We start from the raw sequence: 26,579 nt of genomic DNA, 5'->3' as shown, positions 1-26,579 counted from the left end.
TATTTACCTAAATAATATATAATGCACCACCAATTTTAATTATACAGAGCAATCATGGAATTTGAGCACATAATAGAACCCAAAGGTGGTTCTAAAATATCAATGGATTCTTCAGGAAAACTTGTAGTACCTGACAATCCTATAGTTCCCTTTATCGAAGGAGATGGTATAGGTTCCGATATTACACCTGCTATGATTAGTGTAGTTGATAGTGCGGTAGATAAGTCTTATGGTGGTAAGAAGAAGATTGAATGGATGGAAATATACTGCGGTGAGAAGTCTACAATGGTTTATGGAGAAGATAATTGGCTTCCGCCTGAAACACTTAGAGCTTTAGAAATTTATCTTGTAGGCATTAAAGGCCCATTAACCACTCCAGTAGGAGGTGGTATTAGGTCCTTAAATGTTGCTTTGAGACAAGAATTAGATCTTTACGTATGTCAAAGGCCGGTTAGATATTTTAACGGAGTACCAAGCCCAGTTGTGTCTCCTGAGAAAACAGATATGGTGATTTTCAGAGAAAATTCTGAGGACATTTATGCAGGTATTGAATGGGAAGCAGGGACTGAAGAGGCTGATAAAGTAATAAAGTTTTTTACTGAAGAAATGGGTGTAACAAAAATAAGATTTATGGAAAATTGTGGAATAGGTGTCAAACCAGTTTCTAAGCAGGGTACAGAGAGATTAGTAGACAAAGCTATCCAGTACGCTATAAATAATGATAGGGACTCTGTTACCTTGGTTCACAAAGGTAACATAATGAAGTTTACCGAAGGTTCATTTAAAGATTGGGGTTATCAATTTGCAGTTTCAAAGTATGATGCCAAAGAATTAGACGGAGGACCATGGCATACATTAACTAACCCAATTACAGGAAAAGAAATAGTTATTAAAGATGTTATAGCCGATGCTTTTCTTCAGCAAATACTTACAAGACCTGACGAGTATAGTGTTATAGCTACTTTAAATTTAAACGGTGACTACATTTCGGATGCTTTAGCGGCAGAAGTAGGAGGGATAGGAATAGCACCAGGTGCAAACTTAGGTGAAAAAATAGCATTATTCGAAGCGACTCATGGAACTGCTCCAAAATATGCTGGATTAGATAAAGTTAATCCAGGATCATTAATTCTTTCAGCAGAAATGATGTTGAGATACATGGGTTGGATGGAGGCTGCAGATTTAATAATTGAAGGTTTAGCCAGAACGATCAGCCAAAAAACTGTGACTTACGATTTCGAGAGGCTTATGAGTGGGGCAAGCCTATTAAAATGCTCTGAATTTGGAGAGGCAATAATTTCAAATATGGATTAATGCTTTTAGTAAAAAATAATAAAAATCGCGAAGACCAAAATCAAAACACTTCTTCAGTAGCAACTTTAGAAAAACCTAAAGTTAAGAAACCCTCTCTTTATAGAGTTATTCTCCTTAATGATGATTACACTCCTATGGAGTTTGTAGTCTATGTATTGCAAATATTTTTTGGTTTTGATGGTGATAAGGCCCAGCAAATAATGTTAGCTGTTCATACACATGGAAAGGGAGTTTGTGGTATCTTTACCAAAGAAGTGGCAGAAACTAAGAGCGCTCAAGTAAATAATTTTGCTAAAGAAAATGGTCACCCGCTATTAAGCGATATAGAGGAAATTGACGAAGATGATTAACCAAGAATTAGAACAAAATTTAAATAATGCTTTTAAACTTGCACAAGATCAAAAACATGAATTTGTTACTGTCGAGCATCTTTTGCTTGCGCTTTTAGAAAATTCTGACGCAATTGCATTATTAACTTCAAACAAAGTAAATATTGAACAACTTCGCGTTGATCTTCAAGAATTTATAGGTTCAACAACTCCCAAGATATCAAAAGAAACTGAAATTGACATCCAACCAACCTTGGGCTTTCAAAGAGTAATACAAAGAGCCGTTTTTCATGTTCAGTCCTCAGGTAAAGACGAAGTTAAAGGCAGTAATATACTTGTGGCTATCTTTAGTGAGAAAGAGTCACAAAGTGTCTTCCTTTTAGAGCAATTAGGCTTAACTCGACTAGATGCCGTATCGTATTTAAGTCATGGAAGAAGCGAAAATACTGATCCTGATAGCGTAGAAACAGGTGAATCTAATGAACCAGAGTCAAACAATGCTCTTGAACAATTTACCACTAACTTAAATAAAGAAGCATTAGAAGGGAGAATAGACCCTTTAATAGGTAGAACTTCTGAAATAGAGAGAGTTGTACAAATATTAGCGCGTAGAAGTAAAAATAATCCTCTATTAGTAGGTGAGTCAGGAGTTGGTAAAACAGCTATTGCTGAAGGATTAGCTAAATTAATCACAGAAAATAAAGTTCCAGATTTGATCAAAGATAGTGTTATCTATTCATTAGATATGGGGGCGCTACTGGCGGGTACAAAATATCGAGGAGATTTTGAAGAAAGATTAAAAGCAGTCTTGAAAGAATTAGAAGATGATAGTTCTGCAATATTATTTATTGACGAAATTCATACCATCATAGGTGCGGGAGCTACTTCTGGTGGTGTTATGGATGCCTCCAATCTTCTTAAACCTGCATTAGCAAAACGTGGACTTCAATTTGTCGGATCAACTACATACAAAGAATTTAGAGGTATTTTTGAAAAAGATAGAGCTTTATCAAGGAGGTTTCAAAAGGTAGAAGTGAGTGAACCGACTGTTGATGAGACTTTCAATATATTAAAAGGACTCAAAGATCGCTTTGAAGAACATCACGAAATTAAATACACAGAAGGTTCTCTGAAGGCAGCTGCTTCTTTGGCTTCAAAGCATATCAATGATAGATTTCTTCCTGATAAGGCAATCGATGTAGTCGACGAAGCTGGCGCTAGACAGAAATTAGTTCCTATTTCTAAAAGAAAAAAAACTATTAACGAACTAGACATTGAAAAGATCGTAGCATCCATAGCTAGAATACCGGAAAAAACAGTATCTACATCAGATAAGAAATCTTTAGAAAAATTAGAGGAAAATCTCAAACGAGTCATATTTGGTCAGGATATAGCAGTAGAGAGTCTTTCTTCAGCAATAAAGCTTGCCAGAGCGGGACTGAGAGTAGATGAAAAACCAGTTGGATCATTTTTGTTCTCTGGTCCGACTGGAGTAGGTAAAACAGAGGTTAGTAAACAACTTGCTAAAATAATGGGTATTGAATTTGTAAGGTTTGATATGTCCGAATATATGGAAAGACATACGGTCTCGAGGTTGATTGGAGCTCCTCCTGGTTATGTCGGTTATGATCAAGGCGGTTTACTCACTGAGTCTGTGAATAAACATCCGCATTCAGTAATACTGTTAGACGAAATAGAGAAAGCTCACCCAGAGGTTTTCAATATTCTTCTACAAGTAATGGATCATGGAACTTTAACGGATAATAACGGTAGAAAGGCTGATTTTAGGAATACCATTGTGATAATGACAACAAATACTGGTGCTCAAGATATGAGCAGGGCTAGTATGGGCTTTCAGTCTCAAGATCATACAAGTGATGCTACAGAAATGATTAAGAAGACCTTTTCTCCTGAGTTCAGAAATAGACTTGATGGAATCATACAATTTAATCCTTTGCCAACAGAAGTTATTCGTACGGTAGTCGATAAATTTTTAGTTGAACTACAAGTTCAATTAGAGGTTCAAAAAGTTCAACTCGAAGTCTCCGAAGAAGTTAGAGATTGGTTACTAGAGAACGGATATGATAAGAATATGGGTGCTAGACCTATGCAGAGACTTATACAAGACAGTATAAAAACAGTCCTCGCTGAAGAGATTCTATTTGGCAAATTATCAAAATCTGGTGGTATTGCCTTCGTATCTCTGGAAGATAATGAAATAAAAGTAGATTTTAAAGAAACCTCAAAGAAAAAAGAAAAAGTCTCTTGATAAGGTTTATCTTAGCTGCATATTTAATTTGTCTTTCATTTCTTTTTTTTGGATCTGAAAATGAGTTGAGCAGTGATGAAGCTCCAAAGTCAATCCTATTTTGGAATACTGAAGAGAAACTTCTTGGATTCAAAAATATACAACATATCCTTCCAACCAGACTTATAAACAAAAGTTCTGACCCTTATTCTCTTTCTTACCAACTAATAAATCTCGATTCTCTTACCTACAGATATGGGGGTAAGAAATTTACTATAAATGATTATATAAATACATTTAAGGTAGCCGGCCTAATTGTAGTGAAGGACGATAAAATCCTTTATGAAAATTATAATTTTGGTAATGATGAAACATCAAAGTGGATGTCATTTTCAGTAACTAAATCTGTTACATCTATGCTGATCGGTGCTGCAATTAAAGATGGTTTTATCAAATCAGTAAATGATCTGGTATCCACTTATGTAACTGATTTAAATCGAGGAAATTATTCGAATGTATCCATAGAAGACGTGTTACAGATGTCTTCTGGTATAGATTGGAATGAAGATTATGCTGATGCTAATTCAGACGTAAATATAGCCTCTGGATTTAATGACACTAAGCTTTATAGCTATCTTAATAAACTTGAAGTATCAAACAAACCTGGTACTAAATTTAACTACAACACTGCTGAATCCAATGTCATAGGAGGAATTGTGAGAGCAGCAACTGGACAAAATCTCTCTACTTATTTAGAAAAGAAAATATGGCAACCTTTTGGAATGGAGTTTGATGCTTATTGGGCGTTAGATAGTGATTATTCCCAAGAGCTTGGAGGTTGTTGTATAAATGCAACACTAAGAGATTATGCCCGCATAGGTCTTTTTGCATTAAAAAATGGTGTCTTACCGGATGGTAGAAATACATTACCTAATGATTGGATGATTAGGTCTACTAAACCATCTCCAGGTTTCAGTTACTATGGATACCAGTGGTGGCTAGCCGGATTTGGATATAAATCATATTATGCTGATGGTATTTTTGGACAGTTTATTTGGGTAGATCCAGATTCAAGAACTGTCATAGCAATGCATAGCGCGAGAGACGTAGCAGCTCTGGATAGATACTCTGGAGGGCATAGACTTAATTTTCTAATTTCTCTGATAGAAGAAATAAATAAATAATTTATCTTTCTCTAAAAATAATTCTTCCTTTGGATAGATCATAAGGGGTTATTTCCACTTTTACCTTATCGCCCGTAAGAATTCGAATATAGTGTTTACGCATTTTCCCAGATATGTGAGCAGTCACGACATGATCATTATCTAATTTAACTCTAAAGGTAGTATTAGGAAGGGTTTCTATAACCTCTCCATCCATTTCTATTAAATCTTGTTTTGCCATATATAATACATTTTCTTACAGATAGCTTAATTACTAAAGCAAAAGATGAAAGAAAAAGAATTTAAATTTAAAACGCTACTACTTTGTTTGGCATTAATTACCATTTTTATAGCTTTAGCTGCATATGTTTTGGATAAATATATCCTAGTCTATTGATTGGATAATTTTTTCGTTTTCAAGGCTCTCAATTTCATCTTCTTGATAATTTGACCAATTTTTTAATATTTCTCTTGTGTTGGTCCCTAAGTGTGGTGGGGAAGAGTAGGATTCCTCATTTGTATAAGACATCTTAACTGGATTTCCAGGCATTTTAACAAAACCGCCATCAGGATGTTCAACCTCAACTATCATATTTCTGTGTTTAACTTGCTCATCATTTAATGCATCACTGAATTTATTGATCGGTGCACAGGGAACTTTCGCTTTATTTAACTTATCAATCCAATAATCTGATGTTTGAGTGGAAAGTACCTTGTTAAGTTCATTTTCAATAAATGCTTGATTCTTAAGCCTGTCGATAGAGGAATCAAATTTTGAATCATCCAAAGAGCCAACATTCACCACTGATTTGAGGGATTGCCAGAATTCATCTGTTATAACTGCTATCACGACAAAACCATCACTAGTTGTAAAACTGTTGTAAGGTACATGAACAAAGTGAGCATTTCCAATTGGTTCAGGATCTATGCCTGATAAAGTTTGCATAGTAGCCATGTAAGTTAGAAGTGATATTTGAACATCAAGTAAAGACAAGTCTATATGTTGTCCTTTTTGTGTTTTTTCTCTTGAATATAGGGCTGAGAGGATTCCGATAACACTATATAGTCCAGATCCTAAATCTCCAATTGGTATTCCAGCCCTTGTAGGCGACTTTGCATCTTTTCCTGTAATCGACATACCACCACTATAGGCTTGAACAATTTGGTCATATGCAGGTCTGGTAGAATGTGGGCCAGTTTCACCAAACCCAGTGATAGAACAAGTAATTATCTTTGGGTTTATTGAAGACAAATTTTCGAAGTCAATTTTTAACTTACTTACCACTCCGGCACTAAAGTTATTGAGTACTACATCAGCGGATCTTACAAGATCATAAAAAACTTCCAGACCTTTTTTGTTTTTAAGATCAATAGAGACGCTTTTCTTATTTCTATTTAAAGTTAGGAAATAAGCTCCAAAGTTTTTGAAAGAATAATTTGGATCATTTTTTAATAATCCTCTAGTCATTTCTCCGCTTCCTAAGGGTTCAACTTTAACAACTTCTGCTCCTAAATCTGCTAAAACCATTCCAGCATAGGGTCCAGCTAACATATGCGTCAGATCGATTACTTTTACCCCATTTAATGGCTTCACAGGTGAGATTGTACTACAGAGTTTAGAAGCTCAATGACTCATCTTGAATGTATAGGTCAGTTTGTTATATTAACTTTATGAAATTAAAAATACTTTTACCTATTCTGTTTGTTGTTTACTCATGTTCTCAAGATGCTTCGATTGATCGAAATGATTTAATAGAAAAAGCTGGTGCACCATTACTAAATGGACTTGGATCTCATTCTTTTACCATTTCCTCTAAAGTCGAAGGCGTACAGGAGTATTTTAATCAGGGTCTTATTATGGCGTTTGCTTTCAATCATGCCGAATCTATTCGAAGCTTCAAAGCTGCTCAAAAATTAGATCCTAATTGTGCAATTTGTTTCTGGGGAGAAGCTCTGGCCTTGGGTCCAAATATTAATGTTACAAGTGATGGCAAGGCAATAATGAGTCCTCAAGACCGACTTGATGCTTTTGAGAAAACAAATAAAGCCATAGCGTTAATAGAATTTGCTTCACCGAAAGAAAAGGACTTTATTCTGACTTTAAAATCAAGATATAACGGGGATGTGAATTCCTCAAGAATGCCGCTTGATATTGCTTATGCTGAAGCAATGGAGGCACTTTCGTCTCAATATCCCGATAACACAGATGCAGCATCGTTATATGCTGAGGCTTTGATGAATACAATGCCTTGGAACTATTGGGCAGAAGATGGTAATCCCAAACCAGATACAATTAAAGTCATTAATACTATCGAATCAGTTCTTGATAAGGATCCAAATCATCCTTTGGCAATTCATCTTTATATACATGCTGTAGAAGCATCAAGTGATCCTGGTAGGGCAGAAGAAGCCGCTGATAGGTTAGCTGATTTGGTTCCTGGAGCTGGTCATTTAGTACATATGCCATCTCATATCTATTGGAGAGTGGGAAGATATGAAGATGCATCATTAGCTAACATAGCAGCAGCAAAGGTCGATGAGGAGTATATTGCTCAATGTAATGCTCAAGGTTTTTATCCGGCCTTGTATTATCCTCATAATGTCCATTTCCTTTGGGCCGCATCAACAATGGAAGGTATGAGCGACTTGTCTATTGAATCAGCAATAAAGGTATCAAATTATGTTTCGCCAGAGCAAATTAGAAATATACCTTTTTTAGAATTCTTTCACACAATACCTTTATTGTCTTACGTGCGATTTGCAAAGTGGGATAAAGTTTTTTCTTATGAAAGACCAGATGATGATTTCAAATTTTCCAATTCTATTTTCAACTATGCTATGTCTGTTGCACATGCTGCTAACGGAAACTCACTTGAGGCAAATAGATTTCAAAGCATGATATTAAATGATATTGAGTCTGAAGAAGTAAACGCCATGGTAATGGCAGGTCACCCAACAAAATCATTAATGAAAATAGCTTCTTTACTTGCTTCAGGATCGATTGATATGTACTCCAGTAAATATAGTGAGGCTATAACTTCTTTTGAAGAAGCTGTAATAATCCAAGATACTCTTCCATATACAGAACCTCCATTTTGGTATTATCCAACCCGTCAAACTTTAGGTCATGCACTTTTAATGAATAATTCATTTGAGGAAGCAGCGTTAGTTTTTGAAAAAGATTTAAAAGATTACCCAAGAAATGGATGGTCTTACTTCGGACTACATCTCGCACAAAAAAAATTAAATAATCAAGAAGAGTCTATTGAAGCTCTCAATAAGTTTAAGGAAATATGGGGTAGGGCGGATATTTCAATTAATTCTTCCATAGTTTATTGATCTTCTTTCCCATAAAAATACACAGTAATGTGACTTTAATGTAATAGATATTTGGTAGTGTTCCATTTATGAACAGAAGATTGTTTTTTAAAGCTCTAGCATTAACAATTGCTTCTTTTTCTTTCAAGATATTTCCTTCAGTAAAAAAAGAACCAATATCATTCGATTTCGGAGTTGCAAGTGGTGATCCTACTAACACACATGTGATTTTATGGACAAAATTAACTACTCCTAGCTCTACAAATCAAGAGGTAAATTGGGAAGTCTCATCCGATAAAGATTTCTTAAATATTATTGTCAATGGATCATATATCTCAGAAAAAGAAAATAATTTCATAGTAAAGATAGATGCTCAGATTCCAATAGAAGTTAATGCAAAGAAATTATTTTATAGATTTGAATCAGGAGGAGTCTATTCAGAAACAGGTACAACTTTTACATTACCAGTAAAAAATCCGAATAAATTCAACATAGCGTTTTGCAGCTGTTCTAATTATCCATCAGGATATTTCAATGCATATAAAGAAATGGCAAGAGATGCCGATATAGATTTAGTTTTACATTTAGGTGATTACATATATGAATATAGTAGAGAGGGCTATGCGTCGTCTGATGCCAAGAAAATGGGAAGAGAAGTTAATCCATCAAATGAAATCATTACATTAGATGATTATCGCAAAAGATATGCTACCTATAGAAGCGATAAGGATCTTCAACTCCTACATAAATCAAAACCCATGATTGTTGTATGGGATGATCATGAGATAACTAATGATACATGGAAGTTAGGAGCACAAAACCATTCGCCAGATGAAGGCTCATTTTATGACAGAAAAAATAATGCTATACGTGCATATTATGAATGGATGCCTATCCGTGAAGTTAAGGAAAGAGAAAAAATATGGCGAAGTTTTTCAGTAGGTAATTTAATAAATTTAATGATGCTGGATACGAGACTTTATGGAAGAGAAAAGCAATTAGAGATTGGACAATATTTTTATGACAAAAAATTAAATAAAGAGCAGTTTAAAAAAGACCTTCTAAAGCCTAGAGCTTTGCTTGGTAAGGAGCAATTGGAATGGGTTAGAAATAAAGTTGATAAGAAATATAGATGGTCAATATTCGGACAACAACTTCTAATAGGACCAAAATATTTACCTAAAATATTTAAAAATGAAGAAATTTCAAATGATAGTTCTTATTACACAAGTGAATTAGCAGGAGAAGAACTACCGTTTAATACTGACCAGTGGGATGGATATCCAAGAGAAAGGGAAGAGTTTTATAAAAATATATCAAATTCTGAATCTAACTTGATATTAGCTGGTGATTCACATAATTCTTGGTTTTCAAATTTATATGACAAATATAATGAATTTGTTGGAATAGAGATAGGAGCACCTGCAATATCATCGCCTAGTTTTGGTGACACTTTTAAAGATAAAACTGAAATCATTGAGGATGAATTCATAAAAGATAATAAAGATTTAGTATGGGTGAACGGCAGAAACCAAGGATACGTTTCATTAAATATTACGGAATTAGATGTAGAGGTCCAATTCAAATATGTTTCTACTGTTAAATCTAAGGAATACGAAGTATTAGAACCATACGTATTTAGGGTAGAGCATAATAAACCTTACTCGTGATAATAGCTTTTGATAATTATGTGGATAATATTTAATTTAACATAATATATATTATGCGCATATATAATAACCTAATATAGTGTTTTAGGATTTTATATCACCTATATCTAGTATCAAAACAGCTAGACAAAGAATATGACTTCTATTGCAATTATTGGAAGATGTTATAAATTATAGATAGGTTTTAATTAATGAGGAAACAAATGAAAACTAAAATAAAGACAATTTATCTGCTTATTTCTCTCTTATTTTCATTTTCTCTTGCTGCTGATGAAGTAGTAAAGATAGGAGATGTTGAAATGGCATCTGAGAAAAAAAGTGTAGCGTTTGAACAAGTTAAGAAGAAGCTAGGTAAATGGGAAGGAACAATGATTCAGGGACTGAATGGAACTGTTATAAACGTTTCCTATGAATTTGCCCTTACTTCTGGAGGTAATACTATTACTGAGACTCTAATTGAAGACGGAGTCCAAATGCTAACGACATATAGTGATGACGATGGAGATCTGGTTATAAGACACTATTGTGGCTTAGGAACTGAACCAGTCTTTGCAGTTGAAAGTATATCTGAAGATACTATGATTTTTAAATTAGACAGATCTAAGGTGGATTTACATGCTGAACATGAAAGTTTTGTTACAGGCATGAAATGGGTTATGAATAATAATGATTCAATAACTTTTCAGAACACGGTTATGTTAGATGGGTCACCAACTACAAATATAGCTGAATTAAAAAGAGTTTATTAATTATCTCTATGAGATTAGAAAATAAAAATGCCATCATTACAGGAGCAACTGGCGGCATTGGTTTTGCAACTGTATCAAAATATTTAGACGAGGGAGCCAATGTAATGATGGTTGGTCGAAGCGAAGATAAACTTATTGAAGTACATAATCGTTTAGGCAAACCTAATAATGCTGCTTTTTGTGTCGCTGAATCTACAGATGAAATAGCTATTAGGGATTCGGTACAAAAAACTAAGGACACTTTTGGTTCAGTTGATATCGTAATTGCAAATGCTGGAACTGAAGGGGTTGTGCAACCTTTAGTTGATTATTCAGTGCAAGATTTTAATCATACACTGACTGTCAATGTCACAGGTGTCTGGCTATACTTTAAATACGCAATACCTCATATGGAAAATCAAGGCTATGGTTCTATAGTAGCAGTTGCTTCTGGCGCAGGCGTCGTAGGCTTTCCCGGTTTATGTCCCTACTCTGCTAGTAAACATGCTGTCTGTGGAATGGTTAAAACCGCCTGTCTAGAATACGGAGAGAAAGGTATAAGATTTAATGCTCTAGCCCCAGGCCCCATTGATAACAGAATGATGGAATCCTTGGGCACTCAATCCCAACCAGACGATCCATCTAATTTCAGAGAAAACGTAACTGCCAATATACCTTCAGGTAGATATGGAACCAATGAAGAAATGGCCAATTTGGCTCTTTTTCTAGGTTCAGATGAATCTTCATACTGTAATGGTGGTGTATATTTAGCAGACGGAGGTTTTACAGCAGCATAAAAAAAGGCTCCGCTTTGGAGCCTTTTTTATTTTTCCTTTCTATTGATTGAAAGTCTCGGGTGTATTGTTCCATGTACTTAAAACTAGAACCAACGAATTTCCAAGGAAGGTAGTCCCCTCTCTTGCATCACTTAAGTAATCTACAAAAGCATCAGAAGTAGTAGTTATTTCATACCAGCTTTCTAAATCCTTTACATCTTTAAATTGAACTATTAGAGCAGAATTAGTATCTGATTCTCCGCAATAGTTACATTGATGCATAGAAACTAATCCTGGGAACTTCTTCCCATCATCAGTTGCTATGAATTTATTTAAAGCCTCAATCACAGCTCTTGTGTCTGTTGTTTGCATTGGTACATATTCAACATAAGGATAGTCTTGAGGATTTTCCTCTGGTTGCCAATTCGCAATTTGAATAAATGACATGTCCCTAACAACATCAGCGCTGTCGTTGAGGGTGTCAAACCATTTTTGTCTAATAGATGTTGCTTCTGGAGACCAAAATACAGCCCCCCACTCATTTGAAGCTACCATAGATGGAAAAAGATTGACTATTGTATGTGTTGCTGGATTGTCGCCATTATTTAAATGCCAGTTTAGTTCTACTGAGCCTGGATACATTTTTCCTACTGGTGAGTTCATCAATTCATCTAAACCCTGCTGCAGCTGTTCATATTTCCCTGGCTTAATTTCAACTTCTAGAGCAGTCCAAGTAGGTAGAGAAGCTAGGTTTAAACATAAAAATGATGAAATTAATAAAATAAAGTTTTTCATGATTATTGTCCCATTGTTTGTGCAGTGAAAAATGCTGTTTGAGTAGAAATAATTTCTTGTTGAGCTGAACTAGCCATATACTCAGCCCAATCACTACCCGGGCCCATTTTAGTGAAGCTTTCATTAAGAGCAGCCCAATTTTCGTACATCAAAACATAATGAAATTCATTCACTGAACCCCAACCTCCTTGATATATTTCTACACGCGCCCCAGCATCTTCAAGTATTTTTTCTGCAGTTTGAAATCTCTGTATTAATTCCAATGCCTTACCGGGTTGTACTTCCCATACAGCTACGGAATAAACATAAGAACCATCAAAATCAGACGCCATGACACTTTGGTCTATATTAGCTCCTTGAAAACTAGCCATCATTTCACCAGAAGGGTTAGCACTTGATTCAGCCCAAAACTCGACCCATTCTTCTGAGTTAGTCTGTGCATCTTTAGTGGCGGCATATGATGCTCCATCATCCCAACGTAAAACATAATTTACTAGTTGCGTAGATCCTACATTGTGAGCATCAATTGATACATGAGCACCCTGTTTTCTGTGGATTTCAGCAGCTTTCGCCATACTTTCCATCATTTCAGCACTTTTACCTGGAAAAGCTTTCCATTGATATACTTCTGCAACATCAGAATAAGTGAATGCAGTAAATGACAAAATAGTTGTGAGCAATAAATTTCTTAAAATTTTCATATAATTCTCCTTGTGATTAAGATAATTCATTTTTTTATTTTTGTCACAAATTTTTATATGACTTTTATGTGATGTCTAAAGAGCTAGACGAAACAAGGACCTTTCCAGTTCCCCTGATATATATAGATAATTATCCTTAATAGCCAGTCCGTTGAATACCATTGAAGGAGGTTGAAGTTCTGATTGTACCGGACTTCCAGGCATGACTTCAGCTATAACTGTAATCTGACCTTCAGTAAACTTTTTTATTTGACCGGTATTTCCTTCAAAAATGTAGATGGAATTATCTTTTATCGCAATTCCTTCAGGAGAATCTAGACCATCAACTATCACCTCTTGATCTCCTCCTTTATTAACACGTATTATTTGGCCCCTTAATCTATCCGAAACAAGCAAGTCTTCTTCATAGTTTATTACATGAGTAGGAGCCATGAATCCGTCTGCTAATATCTCCCCTTCTCCATTTTGGACATTAAATAAAGTGATTGATTTATCGCCTTGCAAAGCTACCGCTATTCGATCTCCATATTTAGTTGCTGAAACTGGTATATTTAATCCATCAAGACTTTCTAGAATTTCACCAGTATCTGGTCTCATAATCTTAACGTGATTATCTAACCAGCTAGATAATATTACATAATCATCGAAAGTTGAGACCGATGTATTTGCACCATGAGGTGAAATTCTAAACACATTTTTATAATTCCAAGATTCAGAGCCATCTATTAAGCTATAAGCTTTAACAGATTGTATATCAGCAACAACAATATCATTACCCGAGACTGCAATGCCACCTGCATGTGAAATGCCTCCGGGTAAAACCTTTTCAATACCATCTGGAGACACTTTTAAAATACTTCCTTCTGAATAACTTGAAACAAAGACATCATCATTAGAATCAATAGCCAGGTTATCCAAACCAAGTTCCACATAGGCATAGTCTGATTTGATGCCATCGGCAACTTTTACAACTTTTCCATCACCGGTATCCAAAATGAAAAGTTCACCTTTAGAGTTAAAATTCACAGCAGCAGGAACATTCAACCCCCCTACTTCCTTTCTGATCTCGCCTGTATCTACGTTTACACTAACTATTTCATTATTGAACCATCTAGGTCCATAAAGTCTTCCATCAGGGCCCCAATCCATACCATTTAATCCACAAAATTCTCCTATCTCTTCTTTTATAATTCTAGGAGCAGTTTGTCCTGTGGGATCCATTTCAAACAATCCATTGTCAAAGAAACATTGAGCAACAAATAATCTATCATCATCAGAAAATGTGATTGGGTTAACGCCAGGTCCAGGATTACCTGCTATAACCTTTTCTCCATTTATATCAAAGCCTGCTACTTCACCTGTAAGAATTGAAGTCCAATAAAATTCTCCTTTAGAATTAAAAGCTACATCATCAGGGCCAATGACACCATCTGACAAATCATATCTTTTTACAATTTTATTGGTTTCTGTGTCTATGATTGAAATATCTGAACCTATAACAGAAGCAGCATAAAGAAGACCATCAGGTCCAAAATGCATACCATTCACACCGGCTATTTGAGCTCCAGATACAAATAATTCAATTTTATTATCATCAGATTTTCCACAGCTGAAAAGAAAGAAAATAATTACTGATTTTAGTAAGAGCTTGATCAAGTTGTTCCCCTTAAATATTTATATCAATATTACTATAAATTTTTAATTTAAAAAAACTACTTGCTACTCTGAAGACTATCTAACAGTGTTAACTTCCTTAGACATCTTTAGAGACTCTTCTAGAGAGACATTCCCTGCTGCTTCATCATCATAAATCTCACTTTCAAACCAATCTATAAAGCTTTGTTCTCTATTATTTTTCCAATAAGACCAAACAACTTTTGCAGCCGTTGTTTTCATGACACCTAACTTCAGAGTATTCATTCTTGTTTCAAGATGACTTTTATTAACTAGTCCTTCTTGTACCTTGTCATATACATCGAAAATATCTACTAAATATGTTATCACAGCCATTTGAATTCTTGTGATATCTGTTGGGGTTAAATCATCAGCATTCCAATCTTTTGCTAAAAATTCGGCATAATCTTTATTAGTTGAAGTCTCAAAATATCTTTCATAAAGTCTCTGCGTGAGTGAATGACCAAATTGAGCTTTGGTTATTTTATTTTGTTGATTTATTTGTACTCCAAGATAAACAACAGATACAACAACGCCAAGTGCAGCAATAATCTGTACAATTAAAATGATCAGTTCACGTTCGAACATCACTCAACAGAACTTCTTAAAATTTTAAGATCTTTAGTGACAACAGTTCCTATAGCTCCATGAGAAAGATCATTATTTTGTATTTTTGCAATGTCTGCAATCTTTCTTGCTTCATGAATACCTGTACAGTGTCCACCTACAAGCTGTTTTAATCCGAACTCTTTTAATGCCAATGCCGTTTTTGTTACCACTTCTTCACTAGCCCTAAACAGATGAAATCCACCTATAGCTCCTATTACATCTTTATTTTTAATTTTCTGAAATTTTTGTGCGGTATTTATCATGCCGGCATGTCCACATCCAGACATCATATACCAGCCTTGCTCAGTCAATACTCCTAAAGATTGATCATCATGTACTAAATCATCATAAAGTTTCCCATCTTTTTTTGTGTAAAAACCTGGAGATACAACAACTTTTTCATGTATTCTTTCAACTGGTCCAGATAAATATAAGTTTTTAGAAATTTCTTTTGGTTCTTCAAGGATTATAAATTTAATACCTAATTTATCAGTCTCCATTAGGAAGTTATCAACTTTGTTAAAACCTCCAATAAAACCTCTTAATTCTCCATTTTGATCATACCTTTGTTCAAAAAAACCCTCCGCAACGTAAACAGTTGAGAATGCTTTTGGATTTATTTCCATGAAGGTTTTTCTAAGTTTAATCAGACCACCAGTATGATCGCCATGAAAGTGACTAAGGATCACCTTCTCTACTTGACTTAAATCTTTTCCAAGGAGTTTTGCGTTATGAAGTACTGTATTCTCATTAAATCCAGTATCAAATAAAACTTTTTCATCATCACTCTCTAATAGAGCCGAAAAGCTCCACTCACCAATTCCTCCGAAATTTGCAGTATTCGTGGCTAAAACTGTAATTTCATAATCAGAAGCTTTGAGATTTAAGATCGAAATAGAGATCAAAAGAAAAATTGAGTATGCTTTGAGTGTCATTTAATTTTTTACGACAATATATTCTGCATCAAGTTTTTTTATTTCTTTTCTTAAAAACAAAATTGCTAATAGGTTGGGGACAGTGGCAATGGGTCCTATAACTGTTGCGATATCCCATACAATTTTTGTATCGATTATTGCTGCAGTAAAAAAAGCTCCGACGTAAATAATTCTATAATAAAGGACCCACCCTTCCCCAAATAAGTGTACTGTTGCCCTATCGCCGTAATAAGACCAAGCGATTGCAGTAGAAAATGCGAATAGCAGTAAACCTATTGCAACAATATACTGACCATATTCACCAAATATACTTCTCGTGAAAGCCTTTCCAGTTAGATCTGCGCCTATTAATAATGAATTTCCTTCTACAGTTAAGTTGGTAGAATTTAATTTTCCATTTTCAATATCTACAAAACCATTAAAAACCTCTCCGTCCAGCTTATATAAAATTTGTTCTGCAACAGAACGATTATGCATCAATGTAACTGAAGTATTTTGCATCACACCATCAACTATCTCTTCTCTTCCAGTAAAAGTTTCATTTCCAGAACAAGATAAGAGATAGTCTTGAAGGAGTGGTATATCCTCTTGATTTTGATCAGAATAATTTCCATCAAGGTAGCACATCGCACTTTCTTCAAATTTATTTTCAAATTTCTCAGTCCAGACACCTGATGAGAGAATAACAAGACCGGTAATTGTACAGATGATAATGGTATCTATGAATGGTTCTAAAATTGAAACCATCCCTTCCTCAATGGGATTTTCAGTCTTAGAGGAAGCATGGGCAATAGGCGCTGAACCTTGACCAGCTTCATTTGAATATAATCCTCTATTAACTCCTCTTGTGAGGGCAGCAGCTACTGAAGCCCCTAAAAAACCGCCAACAGCTGCAGCGGGAGTAAATACATGGATAAAAATCAATTGAAGCGAAGGAATAATATTTTCATAATTTGAAATAATCACTGCAAATGATCCCACGAGATACCAAAAAGCCATAAACGGAACTAATTTTGATGCAATTTGTGCTATTCTCTTTATACCTCCAATAATCACCATCCAGAGTAATATTGCGAGAATAGCTCCAGTGACATATTTAGGAATGTCAAAAGTATCGTTCATAATTACGGCGATGCTACTAATTTGGGGCATATTTCCTGTGCCAATGCACATAAGAAGCAAGCAAATTGAAAACAAAATTGCTAACCATTTCATATTGAGACCATTTTCAATGTAATACATTGGTCCACCAGAGATAGATCCATCGGGCAATATCTCTCGATATTTGTGTGCAAGAGTTACTTCAACAAATTTAGTAGTCATGCCGAAAAAGGCAGTAATCCACATCCAAAAGATAGCTGCTGGACCGCCAAGAAATATAGCCAAAGCAACACCTCCAATATTTCCAGTCCCTACAGTTCCTGATAATGCAGTTGTAAGGGCTTGAAAGGGAGTTGTTTCGCCTTGAGTATCATCTTTGACATATCTACCGCTCAGAATCCTCCAACCATGTTTAAAGTATTTAATCTGAGGAAAACCCAAGTAAATTGTAAAAAAGATACCTGAACCAATTAAGAAGACAGGAAACCAATATTGATCAACTAACCAGTAGGTTAGAAATTCTAAAATATTAGTGAATGTTTCCACTAATCTAGGTGCGCATCTAGTTCAGTAAAACCACCAATGTATACACCATCCATGGTAATTTGTGGAAAGGTTCTTGCATCAGGAAATTTTTCTATGAAATCTTCTCTCGTATAATCCACATCGATCATATATTTTTTAAATTCTAGCGATTTCATTTTACAAAGCATTACTGCTTTATCACAAAATACACAATTAGGTTTAGACCATATTTCTATCATTGATATTTCCTTATTAAATTGTCACTATATCCAGATTTAATAATACTTGAAGGTATTAAATTTTCTACATCTAATTACTAAAGTTTGCATCATTTATGGATAAAAAAACTTCTAATGATATTAATTATTACTCTAAGGGTTCGGGTAAACCTCTTTATTTCGTTCATGGTTTTCCTGATTGTGCAGAAAATTTTGAGTCTCAAATTAACTTTTTTTCACAAAATGGATATAAAGTAATAGCTCCCTTTTTGCCCGGTTATTCAGAGAATGATAATGAGTTAGATACTTATCAAACATTGAGAATATCGGAAATAATGATTGATTTTATTGAGTCGGTCAGCGGTAAAGAGAAAATATTTATTTATGGTCATGATTGGGGTGCACCAATCGTAAATGGTATAGCTCAATTGAGACCTGACTTAATACATAAATTTTCTACTGCATCTGTTCCTTACGGAGTTAGTTTCCAAACTGCACTGCTAACTGATGGTGACCAACAAAGAAAATCTTGGTATATGTTCTTTTTTCAACTCCCATTAGCTGAAATTTCAGTTCCAATGAATGAGTATGAGTTTATTCATAGATTATGGAGGGAATGGTCTCCTGACTTAAATGATTATAAAAAATATTCTAATAATGTTGTGAACGTGCTGAGTAAATCAAATGTACTATCCAAGGCCTTAGCTTATTATAGGTGTAGTTTTCAAGCATCACTTCAATTAGAGAGAATTAATACTAAGTCATCTGAACTTCTTGGAACTAAAATTAAGCCCCCCTGTCTTTACTTTCATGGCAAGAATGATGGATGTATTGATTACAAACTAGCTGATGGAATGCAAGACTTCTACCAAAACTTAGAAATGGAAATTCTAGATGATTGTGGCCATTTTCTACATTTAGAAAAAGCTGATGAATTTAATAAGAAATTATTAAACTTTTTTGCTGACTCCTAAATATTTTTCCCAATCTATAAACAAAGCACCTAGTTGATAATCTTTTCTAAGATTTGTTTCTCTGGAAAATAAATTCCATAAATAATTAGTTTTAGATATCAGCTTATGTATTTTTTCTGGAGAAGCTACACCACTTAAGTACTTGCTGATAGCATCAGTATCGCTGGTAAGACTCTCAATAGATTTATCCGCATGAAATTTTATAGAGTCAGAAAGAATTTGTGACATCCATTCTAATTTTAAATTAAGGGTATCATTATCTTTGATCCATTTTTCGGAGATGGAAATAATGTCTTTACCTTCTTTAATGATACCCGAAACATCTTTTACAAAATTATCCCTAGTATCAAGTAAATTATTATCTAAAAAATATTTAGCTTTAATAGGTAAATTGTTAGTTATTTCTAAAGCCTTTAATGCATCCTTTGTTTGATAATGAGAAAGCCATTCTAAGCTTTGCTCAATATCTGGTGAGGAAATTCGTAAATCCAAACATCGACTTTGAATAGTTAAAGGAATTTGATTTAAAAAGTTAGTAGAAAGTAAAAAGTAAGTATTTTTTGGAGGTTCTTCTAGAATTTTTAGGATAGCATTTAAACCATCTATAGAGATTTTTTCTATCTCATTTATGACCGCAACTTTATTTTTTCCTAAAAAAGAGGATTCATATAACTTATCTCTTAATTCATGAATTTGGTCTATCCCTATTAATTTTTTTTCATCAAGTATTTTTAGATTATGGAAATCCGGATTGTTCTCTAATGATATTTTATTATTCAAGAGCTTTTCAGATAGACTCTCAATAAGAAGACTTTTTCCTATACCCTTTGAACCAGAAATAATAAATGCATGGTGAATCTGCTCAATATCAAAAATATTAATATGTCTTTGCAACCAACTGGGTAAATTGCTATTCATTTAGGAATTGAGAAATAATATATTCAACTTGAGCTTTTACTTCTTTAAAACTAACTGAAGAATCAACTATTTTTATTCTATTTGAGTCTTCCTCAGCTCTAGATTTATATATATCTCTTATTCTATTGTGGAAGTCTATTGGTTCTTTTTCAAATCTATCTAAACTAGCTCTTCGTTTAGCTCTATCCAAAGCTATTTCTACAGGTAAATCAAATAATATAGTCAAATCAGGAGCTAGTAAATTTAAGCTACTTGATAATTCATCAATTAGAGCAACGTCCATCTTCCTACCTCCACCTTGGTAAGCATATGTAGAGTCTAAATATCTATCCGATATGACCCAAATTCCATTCTTAAGATTAGGAATTACCAAACTATCAAGGTGATTCTTTCTATCGGCCATCATTAACAAAAGCTCTACTTCGCCTGAAATTTTATTGTCACTGCTCAATAATAGTGATCTTAACTCGTTCCCTAAAGAACCGCTTCCTGGTTCTTTAGTTAAGATATAGTCAATTGATTTTTTGTCGAGTGTATTAGCGATATGTTCTAGGCTTGTAGATTTTCCGGATCCTTCAATCCCTTCTAACGTAATAAATTTACCTTTCATTTATTTGATACTCTAAAACAGCTTTATTATGATCTATCAGATTTTTTGAAAACTTATGAAATCCATTGCCCATAGATACGAAATATAAATAATCAGTTTTTTTAGGTCTAAGTGCTGCACGCAATGAATCCTCACTCACAATAGATATTGGTCCAGGCGGTAAGCCCCTATATCGATAAGTATTATAAGGACTGTTTATACTCAGATCTTTTCTTTTAATATCACCGTCAAAATTATCACCTAATGCGTAAATCACTGTTGGATCAGATTGTAATTTCATATTCAGTTTCAATCTATTAACAAATACACCTGCTATAGTCTCTTTTTCAACACCTTCCTTTTCAATAATTGATGCCATTGTTGTTGCTTCCATTATGTTGGCATACGGAAGGTCATCATCCCGGCTTTCCCATAGCTTATTGGAGATTTCTTTCCATCTCATATGGGACTGAACAAGAATAGAAGAGAAAGTCTCTCCCTTCAAGTAATAATAAGTGTCGGGATAAAATATTCCCTCTTCAAGAATAATATCAATACTATCTAAGTCATTCACTAAACTCGATGAATTAGCAAGATTTAATATAGTCTTCAAAGTGGAACCTGGTAAAAGTGTCAATTTTCTGTAGTAAAAATCTCCTTCTACAAGTTTTTTATTCAAAGTGTATACAGATTGAGATGAATCAATGAAGTATTCTCCTGCTTGTAATTTTTTATCTGATAAAGTAAATCTCGCGTAAGTTTTAAAAAGAACTGGATTAAGAATTAAACCTTCTTCAAATAATATATTTGATATCGAAGAGATACTTGATCCTTCAGGGATATCTACTATCACTGAAGACTCTTTGTAAATTTTGAAATGGACTAATGTTAGAGAGAATACTGCAAAAAATACTAATGATATGGAGATAAATTTGAAATTTTTCACTTAATCTAATTCTTTAAAAATTAGAGTAGCATTTGTGCCTCCAAATCCAAATGAGTTAGAAAGAGACTGGGTTATTTTCTTTTTTGTTGCGGTGTGCGCAGAGTAATTAAGATCACAATCTGGATCAGGATTATCCAGATTTATGGTGGGCGGACAGATATTATCTTTAATGCTTAATATTGAAAATATAGCTTCAATTGCACCAGCCGCTCCCAAAAGATGTCCTGTCATAGATTTAGTTGAACTTACAATCAGGTCGTCTACTTCATTCTCAAAAATTGACTTAATTGCTTTAGTTTCTGCGATATCTCCAGCAGGAGTAGATGTTCCATGAGCGTTTATGTAGTCAATCGAGGAAACTTCTATGCCGGCATCAGAAATTGCGTTTTGCATTGATAATGCAGCTCCTTCTCCTTCATTTGGTGGTGAGGTAATGTGGTGGGCATCTGCACTCATTCCAAAACCAATAATCTCTGCATAGATTTTTGCTCCTCGTGCAATAGCATGTTCATATTCCTCAAGAAGTAAACAACCTGCTCCTTCTCCCAAAACAAATCCATCTCTGTCTTGATCCCAAGGGCGACTAGCTTCTGTTGGATTTTCATTATTGGTAGATAAAGCTTTGGCTGCATTAAAACCTGCTATTCCAAGAGGTGTAGTAGCCATTTCAGAGCCACCTGTAAGCATGAGGTCTGCATCTCCATGAACAATACTACGAAACGAATAACCGATTGAATGACTTGCACTAGAGCAAGCACTGGCAATAGATATATTTGGACCTTTTAACCCAAATTTTAAAGAAGCATATCCGGATACCATATTGGATATAGCTCCTGGCACAAAAAAAGGAGAAATCTTTTTTGGACCTCTTTCAAAAAGTAAAGTTTTATTTTCTTCAATGGTCCCAAGACCACCAATACCTGAACCTATAGAAACACCAAATCTATTTAGATCTATATTTTCCAGATCTATTTCTGAATCATCCAAGCATTCATTAGATGCGATCAAACCATATTGAATAAATGGATCTGTTCTTCTTATTTCTTTTTTGTCTAGATAATCTTCAGAATTAATATCTACGGTAGCAGCAAATTTAGTCTCAAAATCTGAAGTATCAAATCTGTCTATTACTTTAACACCACTGTAACCTTCAATTATTTTCTTCCATGAAGAAGTGACGTTGTTACCGACTGGCGACAACATACCAAGACCAGTAACTACTACTCTTTTTCGTGCCATAGAAGCCTTAAGGCTGGAACTTACGAATTACTATTTATATAGTCAACAGCGTTTTTTACTGTTTGAATTGCTTCTGCTTCTTCATCAGGAATTTCTATTTCAAATTCTTCTTCAAAAGCCATAACCAATTCAACAGTATCAAGTGAATCTGCCCCTAGATCATCTATAAAAGAAGCTTCTAATTTTACTTCTTCTGCTGAGACACCAAGCTGTTCGCAAACGATTTTTTGAACTCTATCTTCAACACTCATATTATCTCTCCTATCTAAAACAAGGATGTGGGTTTTAGAAACTCTGCATTATACTAATTTTAAAAAAATATTCTTCTGTTGAGTTTTATAAATAAATAAAATGTCAAATACCTACATGTAAAGACCACCATTAATGTGTATGGTTTGTCCAGTTATATAAGAAGCTCCATCAGAGCATATGAAACTGATCAAAGATGCTACTTCTTCAGGTTCACCAAATCTTCCTAGTGGTATTTCCTTTACAAGATAATCTGCATTTACTCCTTTGTTATTTTCAGTCATGTCAGTTGAAATAAATCCTGGAGCAATTGCATTTATAGTTATATCCCTTTTCCCTACCTCTTTTGCAAGGGATTTTGTAAATGCTTCAACGCCAGCTTTAGCAGCAGCATAATTAGACTGACCTCTATTGCCAATTGAGGCTGAAGCAGACGAAAGATTTATTATGCGGCCCCATTTATTTTTTAGCATCATTTTCAATGCTCTTTTACTTAATTGCATTGTTCCATAAAGATGGACATTCATAATATCTGACCATTCCTCGTCAGACATTCTTAGAACAATATTATCTCTTGTAATGCCGGCATTATTCACCAATACAGATATTATTTTGTTATCACTTTCTAATTGACTCCAAAAGCTATCAATTGAATCTTTTGAATTGAGATCTAATAAATAACCTTCAATACCATTACTATTAAGTGTATCAACCCCATGATCACTCGTAGCTGTTCCAAGAACCTTATAGTTATCTGCTTTTAGTTTCACAGCTATAGCTTTACCTATACCTCTGCTGGCTCCGGTTACTAATGCAGTTTTAATCTCAGACATTTCTTAAGGAATTTAATTCATCGTAATCACTTAAGGAAGATATCTCAATATCTCTAAATCTTTTTTTGACAAGACCGGTTAGAACTTTTGCTGGTCCACATTCATAAAGATTTGTAATTTTTGTTTTTTCAAAAAAATCCATTGTTTCTGACCACCTAACAGGACTATACAGCTGCGATACTAAATTCTCTTTAATGACATTTAAGTCATTAGTGTGTGATACGGAAAAGTTTTGCAATATTTGAGTTTTTGGAGGAAGAAAATCTATTTTGTTTAATTCTTCTGAAAATTTTACTGATGCGGGTGTCATCAATTTACAATGAGATGGCACACTCATTGCTAAAGGTATAGCCCTTTTAGCTCCTTTAGCCTTACATATCTCTATGGCTTTATCTATAGCAATTTTTGTCCCCGATATAACGATCTGATTATCAGAATTGATATTTGCCATGCTGACTAAATCTCCATCTTCGGTAATTTCATTACAAATAGTCAAGAGCTCGAAATAATTTAAACCTATGATTGCTGCTATTCCACCTTCTCCTTCTTTGACAGCTTCTTGCATGAATTTAGCTCTTAAAGAAACTAAGATTAAAGCTTCTTCAAAACTCAAGGATTCAGCTGCAACATATGCAGAATATTCTCCAAGAGAATGTCCAGCCATAAGCTCGACTTTTGATGGACTCAAATTGGTAGTTTTCCAAATAGCCTGATTAGCAGTTAATAGTAAAGGCTGAGTAACTTCTGTTGCAGATAAATCATCGGAAGTTCCTTCAAAAATTAGTTTTTTGAAATCGACTCCGAGAACTTCTCTTGCAGTATCGAAGATATTATTAAAAATTTTTGAGCCAGCGAAATGCTCTGAGAGCATGCCAATAGACTGTGAACCTTGTCCAGGGAAAACAAAACCAAGTTTTCTCGACAAGTTACTATTCCTCTATTTCCTCTTCTTTTTGTTTAATTTCGACAACTTTTTTCCCTCTATAAAATCCGTCTGCTGTCATTTGGTGTCTGAGATGCCTTTCACCAGTAACCGGATCATTGGATAAAGTTGGATTAGAAAGAGATTGATGAGCTCTCTTTTGTAACTTTTTTGATTTAGACTTTTTACTTTTTTGTACTGCCATAATACGCTCCGGCGCGGATTTTAAATTAACTAATCGATCAAGTCTCTAATTTTTTTAAATGGTAAGTTCTTTTCTTCAATCAAAGTATCTTCTTTTTTGAGACATTTCCGATCACATTTTACGATATCCGGATAAATTAAGGCTAATTCTTCTTCTATGAGATTATCAATATTGAAGTACTCTAAATCCTGATAATGTGTTTGATCTTGTTCTGAGGAATCTGCATGGATTTCTTTTATGTCTTTTATTGTTGTATCAATATATCCTTCAACCAGAACCGCTGTATTTTCAAGACAGTTTTGACAGGTATCAATAAATTGAGCACCGATATAGCCATCACATTTAAGAAGGTTTAATGATAATTTCGATATTTTTAACTCTACGACAAGAGTATCTTTTAAGATTCCTATACCAGGTACATCGATGGAATTTAAGTTTAAATCCATTACTATAGGAAATGAGCCTTCATTTAAATTTAATATTTTCATGACATTATCTCAGAGAATAGTTTTGGTGTATCCGCAGTACACTCTATACCAAGGTTTTTAAAATTGATTGAAAAGGCATGAAGTAACATTCTATTTAAACCGTTTTTTCTCTCACTTTTATTAAGATTCTCGTCACCATATTTTTTGTCTCCTACAATTGGATATCCCTGGAATTTAGTGTGAGCTCTTATTTGATGCATCCTACCCGTTAAGATTTTTGCTTTTAACTGTGAAAATTTTTGTGTTGATTTGATAACCTGAAATTGAGTTATAGATGGTTTTCCATCTGAGTGAATAACGGCTTCTTTCTCTCCTGAACCTATTTTTTCTTTAGATAATGGAGCTTCTATACTTTTTAAGCTCTTTGGCCACTCTCCGAAAACAATGAGATCATAGATTTTATCTACATGCTTATTTCTTATCTCTTCATGCAATTTTCTCAAAAAAGATTTTTTTAGTGCAATTACAAGACAGCCAGAAGTATCTCTATCAATTCTGTGAACTAGATGAGCATCTTTATATTTATTATCTATCTTTCTTATTACTTCAATAACTCCAAAAGAAATTCCACTCCCTCCATGACATGCTATACCTTCAGGTTTGTCTAATATTAAAAATTCCTTCTCCTCTTTTATTATAGATTCAAAAATTTTGTCCTTATCTTTCCTTGATGCTATGCCCGACACCTTAATAGACTGTTTGTAGGGTGGAATTCTAATTAAATCTCCTAATTTAAGCTTTTGACTTGGTTTGGCTCTCGATTTATTTACTCTTACTTCACCTTTTCTGATAATGGAGTAAATTTTTGTTCTTGGAAGCCCTTTTAGCTTTGAAATTAAACAATTATCAAGCCTTACCCCTTCGAAATCAGAAGTTACTTTATATGATGATACTTGATGAAAAATTTCTTCCATATTTAACTTAGCTTTGTAATAGATGGTTTATGAGCTATTATACTCGCCAGATTGCGCATTTTAATGAGTTAATTGTAAGGCGCATAAAGAATTAGAGTTTAATTTAAGAAGCAGATTAGCTAAAAAGCTCACAAGAACGATCGCTACGTAGGCGTGGCAAATTAAGTAATTCGCCTATCAAAACAACCATAATAATTG

Annotated in this window: 28 protein-coding genes; 9 read left to right on the top strand and 19 right to left on the bottom strand. The window is 34.3% G+C overall.

The genetic code is table 11. The features are described 5' to 3' along the window. The first annotated feature begins 54 nt into the window (after positions 1-54). The 4 genes from icd to M9C83_04030 are packed head-to-tail and all read left to right on the top strand — an operon-like array spanning position 55 to position 5,075. Positions 55-1,314: an NADP-dependent isocitrate dehydrogenase gene (gene icd / locus M9C83_04045; GenBank protein URQ65832.1), complete on the top strand. Its 1,260-nt coding sequence runs from the start codon at positions 55-57 to the stop codon at positions 1,312-1,314. Beyond that, positions 1,314-1,664, top strand: a complete 351-nt coding sequence (gene clpS, locus M9C83_04040) for an ATP-dependent Clp protease adapter ClpS (protein ID URQ65831.1) — start codon at positions 1,314-1,316, stop codon at positions 1,662-1,664. The genes icd and clpS overlap by 1 nt, the downstream gene beginning before the upstream one ends. Further along, positions 1,657-3,912 carry an ATP-dependent Clp protease ATP-binding subunit ClpA gene (gene clpA / locus M9C83_04035; protein ID URQ67375.1) on the top strand — a complete coding sequence of 752 codons (2,256 nt, stop codon included), beginning with the start codon at positions 1,657-1,659 and terminating at the stop codon, positions 3,910-3,912. The genes clpS and clpA overlap by 8 nt, the downstream gene beginning before the upstream one ends. Then, on the top strand, positions 3,909-5,075 hold the full coding sequence (locus M9C83_04030) for a beta-lactamase family protein (GenBank protein URQ67374.1): 1,167 nt from the start codon (positions 3,909-3,911) through the stop codon (positions 5,073-5,075). Before clpA ends, M9C83_04030 begins: the two co-directional genes overlap by 4 nt. 1 nt (position 5,076) lies before the next feature. On the opposite strand, the gene infA is transcribed toward M9C83_04030, so the two are convergent. Together infA and M9C83_04020 are read right to left on the bottom strand one after the other, a co-directional pair. Beyond that, a complete protein-coding gene (gene infA / locus M9C83_04025) occupies positions 5,077-5,295 on the bottom strand; it encodes a translation initiation factor IF-1 (GenBank protein URQ67373.1) in 219 nt (72 codons plus the stop codon). A 144-nt stretch (positions 5,296-5,439) separates the two neighbouring features. Beyond that, positions 5,440-6,648: a CoA transferase gene (locus tag M9C83_04020; GenBank protein ID URQ67372.1), complete on the bottom strand. Its 1,209-nt coding sequence runs from the start codon at positions 6,646-6,648 to the stop codon at positions 5,440-5,442. A gap of 77 nt (positions 6,649-6,725) precedes the next feature. Between M9C83_04020 and M9C83_04015 the strand changes: the two genes are divergently transcribed. From M9C83_04015 to M9C83_04000, 4 genes are all read left to right on the top strand, one after another. Further along, positions 6,726-8,393 (top strand): hypothetical protein, encoded by a 1,668-nt coding sequence (locus M9C83_04015; protein ID URQ67371.1) that lies wholly within the window; start codon positions 6,726-6,728, stop codon positions 8,391-8,393. A 68-nt stretch (positions 8,394-8,461) separates the two neighbouring features. Then, entirely contained in the window at positions 8,462-10,042 is a 1,581-nt protein-coding gene (locus M9C83_04010; protein ID URQ67370.1) for an alkaline phosphatase D family protein, read from the top strand. A 203-nt stretch (positions 10,043-10,245) separates the two neighbouring features. Continuing rightward, positions 10,246-10,791: a hypothetical protein gene (locus tag M9C83_04005; protein URQ67369.1), complete on the top strand. Its 546-nt coding sequence runs from the start codon at positions 10,246-10,248 to the stop codon at positions 10,789-10,791. Between the two features lie 8 nt (positions 10,792-10,799). Further along, complete coding sequence (locus M9C83_04000) at positions 10,800-11,567, top strand: SDR family oxidoreductase (GenBank protein URQ67368.1); 768 nt, start codon at positions 10,800-10,802, stop codon at positions 11,565-11,567. A gap of 39 nt (positions 11,568-11,606) precedes the next feature. On the opposite strand, the gene M9C83_03995 is transcribed toward M9C83_04000, so the two are convergent. From M9C83_03995 to M9C83_03965, 7 genes are all read right to left on the bottom strand, one after another. Next, positions 11,607-12,341 carry a hypothetical protein gene (locus M9C83_03995; GenBank protein ID URQ67367.1) on the bottom strand — a complete coding sequence of 245 codons (735 nt, stop codon included), beginning with the start codon at positions 12,339-12,341 and terminating at the stop codon, positions 11,607-11,609. Between the two features lie 2 nt (positions 12,342-12,343). After that, the gene (locus M9C83_03990; GenBank protein URQ67366.1) at positions 12,344-13,042 is read right to left on the bottom strand and encodes an NIPSNAP family protein; all 699 of its coding nucleotides are present in this window, start codon (positions 13,040-13,042) and stop codon (positions 12,344-12,346) included. A 75-nt stretch (positions 13,043-13,117) separates the two neighbouring features. Beyond that, positions 13,118-14,698 (bottom strand): hypothetical protein, encoded by a 1,581-nt coding sequence (locus tag M9C83_03985; protein ID URQ67365.1) that lies wholly within the window; start codon positions 14,696-14,698, stop codon positions 13,118-13,120. 75 nt (positions 14,699-14,773) lie between these two features. Beyond that, positions 14,774-15,304 carry a hypothetical protein gene (locus tag M9C83_03980; protein ID URQ67364.1) on the bottom strand — a complete coding sequence of 177 codons (531 nt, stop codon included), beginning with the start codon at positions 15,302-15,304 and terminating at the stop codon, positions 14,774-14,776. After that, positions 15,304-16,260, bottom strand: a complete 957-nt coding sequence (locus M9C83_03975) for an MBL fold metallo-hydrolase (protein ID URQ67363.1) — start codon at positions 16,258-16,260, stop codon at positions 15,304-15,306. The genes M9C83_03980 and M9C83_03975 overlap by 1 nt, the downstream gene beginning before the upstream one ends. Further along, positions 16,261-17,907 carry a sodium:alanine symporter family protein gene (locus M9C83_03970; protein URQ67362.1) on the bottom strand — a complete coding sequence of 549 codons (1,647 nt, stop codon included), beginning with the start codon at positions 17,905-17,907 and terminating at the stop codon, positions 16,261-16,263. Then, positions 17,907-18,125 (bottom strand): glutaredoxin, encoded by a 219-nt coding sequence (locus M9C83_03965; protein URQ67361.1) that lies wholly within the window; start codon positions 18,123-18,125, stop codon positions 17,907-17,909. Before M9C83_03965 ends, M9C83_03970 begins: the two co-directional genes overlap by 1 nt. Positions 18,126-18,220: 95 nt before the next feature. On the opposite strand from M9C83_03965, the gene M9C83_03960 reads away from it, so the two are divergent. Further along, a complete protein-coding gene (locus M9C83_03960) occupies positions 18,221-19,078 on the top strand; it encodes an alpha/beta hydrolase (protein ID URQ67360.1) in 858 nt (285 codons plus the stop codon). Here the strand turns inward: M9C83_03960 and M9C83_03955 are convergent. The 10 genes from M9C83_03955 to M9C83_03910 form a co-directional block, all read right to left on the bottom strand. After that, a complete protein-coding gene (locus M9C83_03955) occupies positions 19,055-19,996 on the bottom strand; it encodes an AAA family ATPase (GenBank protein URQ67359.1) in 942 nt (313 codons plus the stop codon). The two genes, M9C83_03960 and M9C83_03955, sit on opposite strands and share 24 nt — an antisense overlap. After that, positions 19,989-20,606: a dTMP kinase gene (tmk, locus tag M9C83_03950; GenBank protein URQ67358.1), complete on the bottom strand. Its 618-nt coding sequence runs from the start codon at positions 20,604-20,606 to the stop codon at positions 19,989-19,991. Before tmk ends, M9C83_03955 begins: the two co-directional genes overlap by 8 nt. After that, positions 20,596-21,438: an endolytic transglycosylase MltG gene (gene mltG, locus M9C83_03945; GenBank protein URQ67357.1), complete on the bottom strand. Its 843-nt coding sequence runs from the start codon at positions 21,436-21,438 to the stop codon at positions 20,596-20,598. The genes tmk and mltG overlap by 11 nt, the downstream gene beginning before the upstream one ends. Positions 21,439-21,531: 93 nt before the next feature. After that, positions 21,532-22,770 carry a beta-ketoacyl-ACP synthase II gene (gene fabF / locus M9C83_03940; GenBank protein ID URQ67356.1) on the bottom strand — a complete coding sequence of 413 codons (1,239 nt, stop codon included), beginning with the start codon at positions 22,768-22,770 and terminating at the stop codon, positions 21,532-21,534. A 20-nt stretch (positions 22,771-22,790) separates the two neighbouring features. Then, positions 22,791-23,021 (bottom strand): acyl carrier protein, encoded by a 231-nt coding sequence (gene acpP, locus M9C83_03935; protein ID URQ67355.1) that lies wholly within the window; start codon positions 23,019-23,021, stop codon positions 22,791-22,793. 111 nt (positions 23,022-23,132) lie between these two features. Further along, positions 23,133-23,852 (bottom strand): 3-oxoacyl-ACP reductase FabG, encoded by a 720-nt coding sequence (fabG, locus tag M9C83_03930; GenBank protein URQ67354.1) that lies wholly within the window; start codon positions 23,850-23,852, stop codon positions 23,133-23,135. Then, the gene (gene fabD / locus M9C83_03925; GenBank protein URQ67353.1) at positions 23,845-24,777 is read right to left on the bottom strand and encodes an ACP S-malonyltransferase; all 933 of its coding nucleotides are present in this window, start codon (positions 24,775-24,777) and stop codon (positions 23,845-23,847) included. Before fabD ends, fabG begins: the two co-directional genes overlap by 8 nt. Positions 24,778-24,781: 4 nt before the next feature. After that, on the bottom strand, positions 24,782-24,979 hold the full coding sequence (gene rpmF, locus M9C83_03920; protein ID URQ67352.1) for a 50S ribosomal protein L32: 198 nt from the start codon (positions 24,977-24,979) through the stop codon (positions 24,782-24,784). Positions 24,980-25,008: 29 nt separating this feature from the next. Then, positions 25,009-25,467: a hypothetical protein gene (locus M9C83_03915; GenBank protein ID URQ67351.1), complete on the bottom strand. Its 459-nt coding sequence runs from the start codon at positions 25,465-25,467 to the stop codon at positions 25,009-25,011. Continuing rightward, positions 25,464-26,381: an RluA family pseudouridine synthase gene (locus M9C83_03910; GenBank protein ID URQ67350.1), complete on the bottom strand. Its 918-nt coding sequence runs from the start codon at positions 26,379-26,381 to the stop codon at positions 25,464-25,466. Before M9C83_03910 ends, M9C83_03915 begins: the two co-directional genes overlap by 4 nt. Positions 26,382-26,579 lie beyond the last annotated feature (198 nt).

The sequence above is a fragment of the SAR86 cluster bacterium genome (genome assembly GCA_023703575.1).
In the GTDB taxonomy this organism is placed as follows: domain Bacteria; phylum Pseudomonadota; class Gammaproteobacteria; order Magnimaribacterales; family Magnimaribacteraceae; genus Magnimaribacter.
This window is presented reverse-complemented; position numbering and strand designations above follow the sequence as displayed.

Excerpts from the sequence above, each read along its gene's own strand:
- icd (URQ65832.1), top strand. The coding sequence starts at position 55 with ATGGAATTTGAGCACATAATAGAACCCAAAGGTGGTTCTAAAATATCA.
- clpS (URQ65831.1), top strand. The coding sequence starts at position 1,314 with ATGCTTTTAGTAAAAAATAATAAAAATCGCGAAGACCAAAATCAAAAC.
- clpA (URQ67375.1), top strand. The coding sequence starts at position 1,657 with ATGATTAACCAAGAATTAGAACAAAATTTAAATAATGCTTTTAAACTT.
- infA (URQ67373.1), bottom strand. The coding sequence starts at position 5,295 with ATGGCAAAACAAGATTTAATAGAAATGGATGGAGAGGTTATAGAAACC.
- M9C83_04015 (URQ67371.1), top strand. The coding sequence starts at position 6,726 with ATGAAATTAAAAATACTTTTACCTATTCTGTTTGTTGTTTACTCATGT.
- M9C83_04010 (URQ67370.1), top strand. The coding sequence starts at position 8,462 with ATGAACAGAAGATTGTTTTTTAAAGCTCTAGCATTAACAATTGCTTCT.
- M9C83_04005 (URQ67369.1), top strand. The coding sequence starts at position 10,246 with ATGAAAACTAAAATAAAGACAATTTATCTGCTTATTTCTCTCTTATTT.
- M9C83_04000 (URQ67368.1), top strand. The coding sequence starts at position 10,800 with ATGAGATTAGAAAATAAAAATGCCATCATTACAGGAGCAACTGGCGGC.
- M9C83_03995 (URQ67367.1), bottom strand. The coding sequence starts at position 12,341 with ATGAAAAACTTTATTTTATTAATTTCATCATTTTTATGTTTAAACCTA.
- M9C83_03990 (URQ67366.1), bottom strand. The coding sequence starts at position 13,042 with ATGAAAATTTTAAGAAATTTATTGCTCACAACTATTTTGTCATTTACT.
- M9C83_03980 (URQ67364.1), bottom strand. The coding sequence starts at position 15,304 with ATGTTCGAACGTGAACTGATCATTTTAATTGTACAGATTATTGCTGCA.
- M9C83_03975 (URQ67363.1), bottom strand. The coding sequence starts at position 16,260 with ATGACACTCAAAGCATACTCAATTTTTCTTTTGATCTCTATTTCGATC.
- M9C83_03965 (URQ67361.1), bottom strand. The coding sequence starts at position 18,125 with ATGATAGAAATATGGTCTAAACCTAATTGTGTATTTTGTGATAAAGCA.
- M9C83_03960 (URQ67360.1), top strand. The coding sequence starts at position 18,221 with ATGGATAAAAAAACTTCTAATGATATTAATTATTACTCTAAGGGTTCG.
- M9C83_03955 (URQ67359.1), bottom strand. The coding sequence starts at position 19,996 with ATGAATAGCAATTTACCCAGTTGGTTGCAAAGACATATTAATATTTTT.
- tmk (URQ67358.1), bottom strand. The coding sequence starts at position 20,606 with ATGAAAGGTAAATTTATTACGTTAGAAGGGATTGAAGGATCCGGAAAA.
- fabF (URQ67356.1), bottom strand. The coding sequence starts at position 22,770 with ATGGCACGAAAAAGAGTAGTAGTTACTGGTCTTGGTATGTTGTCGCCA.
- acpP (URQ67355.1), bottom strand. The coding sequence starts at position 23,021 with ATGAGTGTTGAAGATAGAGTTCAAAAAATCGTTTGCGAACAGCTTGGT.
- fabG (URQ67354.1), bottom strand. The coding sequence starts at position 23,852 with ATGTCTGAGATTAAAACTGCATTAGTAACCGGAGCCAGCAGAGGTATA.
- rpmF (URQ67352.1), bottom strand. The coding sequence starts at position 24,979 with ATGGCAGTACAAAAAAGTAAAAAGTCTAAATCAAAAAAGTTACAAAAG.
- M9C83_03915 (URQ67351.1), bottom strand. The coding sequence starts at position 25,467 with ATGAAAATATTAAATTTAAATGAAGGCTCATTTCCTATAGTAATGGAT.
- M9C83_03910 (URQ67350.1), bottom strand. The coding sequence starts at position 26,381 with ATGGAAGAAATTTTTCATCAAGTATCATCATATAAAGTAACTTCTGAT.